The 4,139-nt window shown below is 62.3% G+C and carries 5 protein-coding genes; 2 read left to right on the forward strand and 3 right to left on the reverse strand.

The features are described 5' to 3' along the window. Nucleotides 1-171, reverse strand: a 171-nt coding sequence (locus tag ACESNG_RS18905) for a DUF255 domain-containing protein (RefSeq protein WP_373070336.1), incomplete at its 3' end; no start/stop codon positions are given. A gap of 206 nt (nt 172-377) precedes the next feature. Here ACESNG_RS18905 and ACESNG_RS18910 point away from each other — a divergent pair. Both ACESNG_RS18910 and ACESNG_RS18915 read left to right on the forward strand, forming a co-directional pair. Beyond that, entirely contained in the window at nt 378-911 is a 534-nt protein-coding gene (locus ACESNG_RS18910; protein ID WP_373070328.1) for a hypothetical protein, read from the forward strand. Next, nucleotides 911-2,269, forward strand: a complete 1,359-nt coding sequence (locus ACESNG_RS18915; protein WP_373070330.1) for a hypothetical protein — start codon at nt 911-913, stop codon at nt 2,267-2,269. The genes ACESNG_RS18910 and ACESNG_RS18915 overlap by 1 nt, the downstream gene beginning before the upstream one ends. A 503-nt stretch (nt 2,270-2,772) precedes the next feature. On the opposite strand, the gene ACESNG_RS18920 is transcribed toward ACESNG_RS18915, so the two are convergent. Beyond that, the gene (locus ACESNG_RS18920) at nt 2,773-3,162 is read right to left on the reverse strand and encodes a hypothetical protein (RefSeq protein WP_373070332.1); all 390 of its coding nucleotides are present in this window, start codon (nt 3,160-3,162) and stop codon (nt 2,773-2,775) included. Between the two features lie 76 nt (nt 3,163-3,238). Continuing rightward, nucleotides 3,239-3,802 carry a GIY-YIG nuclease family protein gene (locus ACESNG_RS18925; protein WP_373070334.1) on the reverse strand — a complete coding sequence of 188 codons (564 nt, stop codon included), beginning with the start codon at nt 3,800-3,802 and terminating at the stop codon, nt 3,239-3,241. Between the last annotated feature and the right edge of the window lie 337 nt (nt 3,803-4,139).

The raw sequence follows: 4,139 nt of genomic DNA on the forward strand, positions 1-4,139 counted from the left end.
CACATGGCACCAGTGGCAGGCGGAGTAGCCGACCGACAGCAGGATCGGCACATTGCGCTCCTTCGCCGCCGCGAACGCCTCAGGTCCCCACGGGTACCAGTCGACCGGATTGTCGCGGTGTTGGCGCAGGTAGGGGCTGGTTTCCGAGGCAAGCCGGTTGGGGGCAGTCATGGACCTCACGGTATCGGTGCAGAGTCTGCGAGAACGTCGCCGGACACCGTGGACGGTCCCGTCGGCCACAGCCCTACATACGAGCGGTACATACGAGCCCGGCGGCAGCGTCATCGGCGAGTTTGCCTTGGCCGCTGGAGGATGGCCCGACTTGCGACGAGTGGGGAGCCGAATGCGTCCTACAGGCTCACTCACACGTTCACCGCATGAATTCATTCAGCAACTCACCAGAGCACACCTTCGTCGGGATCAAGGAGCTGATGGTCCGCTACGGCCGAGGCAAGACCTGGGTCTGCAACTACATCGCCCAGCCCGGCTTTCCCGGAGAGATCGGGCACCGTTTTTGGCGACTCGATCACGTGCTTTCCTTCGAACGTCGGCAAGGCGTATCGGCCGTACCGGCACCGCCGGAAGCAACGACCGCAGCGTTGGCTACGTTCATTGAGCTCGCCACGTCACCAGCTAACACATTTGTTGGGATCAAGGAGCTGATGGTGCGCTACGTCCGGGGCAAGACGTTGGTGTGCGCCTTCGTCAACCAGACCGGCTTTCCCGGCGAGATCGGATATCGCGTCTGGAGGCTCGATCATGTAATGGCTTTCGAAGATGCTCGCGGCACTGCGCTGGGCCCGGTTCTGGCTACCAATCCACAGCCCATAACCGTGAGCGCGCAGATCGACGTCGACCATTGTGACGACGACATCCTCACCCGCCGGCGCGATCGCAAAAAGGCCGCCTGATGGCTGCCAGCAAGAACCAGCCATTGAGGATCGGCAAGTTGCGAGACAACGGGCGAGGGCGCGGGTGGCGCGCCAAGCTTTACGGGCCCACCGCCAAGATGCCGTACCATCGCGTGGCCTTCAAGGACCCAGTGACGAAGGAATGGAAGTATCCGACCGTTCCAGACGACGCGGACCCCGACGACCACTTCGACGCCTTCGAAACGAGGCTCACCCAGCAGGTCGCGATCCCAGCTGCGCGTTCTAAAGCGCCAACGATGGCCGATCTGGCCGTTCGATACCTCGACTGGCTTCGACTCAGCTCACGCGACGAGACCTATGTTCACAAAGTTGAGAACCTCCTCAACGTGTGGGTGCTTCGAGAACATGGAGATCTCGAGGTTCGGAAGTGGACGGCGTACCGGTCGATGACATGGATAGCTGCCGCCCGAAACAAGGGCAGGTCGTCGTCGCGCGTCGAAGACCTCGGTTCGGCCCTGTCTGGCATGCGGTCCACAGCGTGGCGACAAGGCGAGGACAATCAGCGATGGCTTTATCGCGGTGACGATCCGCTGGAGAACGTCAACTACACACGCAAGGGCACCGAGCAGGGTGTTCACCGCTCCTACGTCCCAGTTCCGCTCCGCCCAACCCGCGCCCATGTCGACAGCGTCCTCGCCACAGCTGAGCAGGCCCCCAAATGGCCTTGGCTGACAGTCCTGATGCGCATCGCACTTTTCTGCGGACCGCGACTGGCCGAGCAGCTGGCGCTACGAGCCGTGGATATCAACTTCGAGACAAGGAAGCTGCTCATCCGTCATTCGGTCCGCTGGGGCCGTCCGAAGGTGGGGATTTCGTGTGCGCTCAAACCGACCAAGACGAAATTGCGCCGCGAAACGCCGTACCCGGGGTCCTTGCATGAGCCGCTGCTCAAGCTTTGCAGGGCGTCACTGGTCCTTGAGCCAGACGCATCGCTCGACGAGGTTGTAGAGGCACAGACAGCGCTCTACGACGCACACCTCAGGAAGCTCGACGATGCAGTAGAGAAGACCGGGCAGTCACGGCCGATCAGCCCACACGAACATCTGCTCTTCACGGATCCGGCCACCGGACTCCCACCGACGAAGGAGCGGTTCAATGATGAGTGGAGGAAACTTCGCGCGCGGTCGTCGTGGCCGGCCTCGATTCCATGGAACAACGCTCGCCATCACACGGTCATGTGGTGGCGCACCGTCATGGTGAACAAGTCAGGTGCGCCTATCGAGTGGTTCAAGATCGGGATCTGGTTGGGAAACACGGAAGACACCCTCGTGAAGCACTACGTCCGAAACAACGAGGATGCCGACGCTGAGGCTCGGAGCTTCCTCGATGACCTCTGACGCTGATTCGTCTCGGAACCACCGCAATGTCCACACGTAGGCATTCATCTCGCCCTTGATCAGCGTGAACGTCGAACTACGCCGGGCCATGGCGTCAGCGCTCCAACGCTTCGCTCCGGCGCTCTGCTCATCGGAGACTCCGGCACTCGGCCTCACACTGCGGTGCACACTTGCCTGGAGCGGCGCGGCACGGTGGTGTCGTCAAGCTGCTTCTGAGGGCACCGTACCGGAGCCTGACGCCGCCGATCGCCGGCGGCTTCCTCGTTCACACGAGGAGGAAGCAGCTGAGCGTGGGTTCGATTCGCACCTTCATCATCGGCTACCGGCCAGACCTGCGAGCGATCACAAGCCATGCTGACCACTGGGTTCTACAAGTCGCTGCCGGCACGCTCGTAGGAGAGATGGACCTGACCTCGCTTGGTCCGGCTCGCCCTGAAAAAGCGGAGTGCGGGTCCCGATTGGAACCCGCACACCTAAATGTTCACGCCGTGGAGGCGTTGCGCTCAGTACCGGTCGAGATCGGTCGCGTCCATCATTCGGAACATGGTGGCCGACATCTTTTCGATGAGACCCGCCGTTGCGAGTGTTTCCGCGATGACGAGGATCTGCCCAACGGTCAGATCTTCGACTGCCGCCAGTTCGTCGACGCTCCAGCGCCGAGAGTCTGACTCGATGAGCTCAAGGGTGTCCAAGATTCGTCGGGAATCGGCTCGAGGTACTGTCGTCCAGTCGCCGACGGAGTCGCACTCGACATCGCCGCGCTGCCGCAGCCTTGCCAATGAACTGCGGATCGAGCCAGTGTCCAGGTCCAGTTCGGCGCCGATCGCCGAGGGTGTCACCGCACCGCCTTCAATGGCGGTGAGGATTTTGTGGGTGCGGCCGAAGCTGCTCATGGTTGTGTCCTTTGGGTAAGGCCCGGAGTTGGGCCTCACCCACTGGTGAACGCCACCAGTCCACTCCCAAGGCCTGTCAGTCGGGGCGGCGCAACTGGTCCATGCACCAATCAGGAGCCGCAGTCTTCGACAGGTGAGCGATGACCTGTCGGCGGAGATGCTCCTGCGCCACGGGGTCGGCGACAGATGCGACGCGCGGGTGAAGAACCCTGAACGGTGTGGGGTTGCCGGCTTCGCGAACGCGTCCTCTGCCCTTGCAGCCCGACCCGGGAAGCACAAGGTTGATGGCCGGACGCACATGCTCGAGTAGAGACGATTCGGCCCACTGAGCCAATGCGTGGGTACTGGACGGCAGCACGCTGATCAAGACATTCTCAGGTTCGATGCCCTGACAGTCGCGGTAGGTCTGACGGTGCTCGGTCACCCGTCGACGCATGTTGCTCGTCGATCCGATGTACACGATCCACCGGGCGGCCATGTACAGCGGTTCGTTCACCCAGATGCCGTAGGTCGCCGCCATCGGCGCGGCGTGCACGGAGAGGAGCGGAACGCGGGCCGCTCGGACCATGGTCAACGTCAGAGTCGCTGCAGCTTCCTGCAGCGTGGTGGTCAAGGCACTTTCGGTCAGCATATTTTCCATTACGGTGAGGATCCCCGCTGGGGGTCGCATCAACGTTGCTCGCTGACGAACCCATGCCGGGATAATGAAGATCGCGCAGCCGCCACGCCACCACGGCAGATCGTCGGGAAGCCGAAGAACGAGATGCTCGGTTGCCGACACCGGTATCGGTCTATGAGACGAGGTGTTGCTGCTCTGTCGCCTCGCACCGGTCGCTCAGCACTGCGCAGATAGCGCCGAAACCCCTGCGCACGCAGTGCGCTCAAAGCGTGTTGGCGGGCCACCATCTGGTCGAGCACGTAGTCTGGGTTGGTAGCAGCAAGGAAGCGTGGCAAGCACATGGCGGGGAGGGCAAAGA

The organism is Gemmatimonas sp. (genome assembly GCF_041689975.1).
In the GTDB taxonomy this organism is placed as follows: domain Bacteria; phylum Gemmatimonadota; class Gemmatimonadetes; order Gemmatimonadales; family Gemmatimonadaceae; genus Gemmatimonas.

What these genes read in the sequence shown, in the direction of transcription:
- ACESNG_RS18915 (WP_373070330.1), top strand. Translation starts at nt 911, where the DNA reads ATGGCTGCCAGCAAGAACCAGCCATTGAGGATCGGCAAGTTGCGAGAC.
- ACESNG_RS18925 (WP_373070334.1), bottom strand. Translation starts at nt 3,802, where the DNA reads ATGGAAAATATGCTGACCGAAAGTGCCTTGACCACCACGCTGCAGGAA.
- ACESNG_RS18920 (WP_373070332.1), bottom strand. Translation starts at nt 3,162, where the DNA reads ATGAGCAGCTTCGGCCGCACCCACAAAATCCTCACCGCCATTGAAGGC.
- ACESNG_RS18910 (WP_373070328.1), top strand. Translation starts at nt 378, where the DNA reads ATGAATTCATTCAGCAACTCACCAGAGCACACCTTCGTCGGGATCAAG.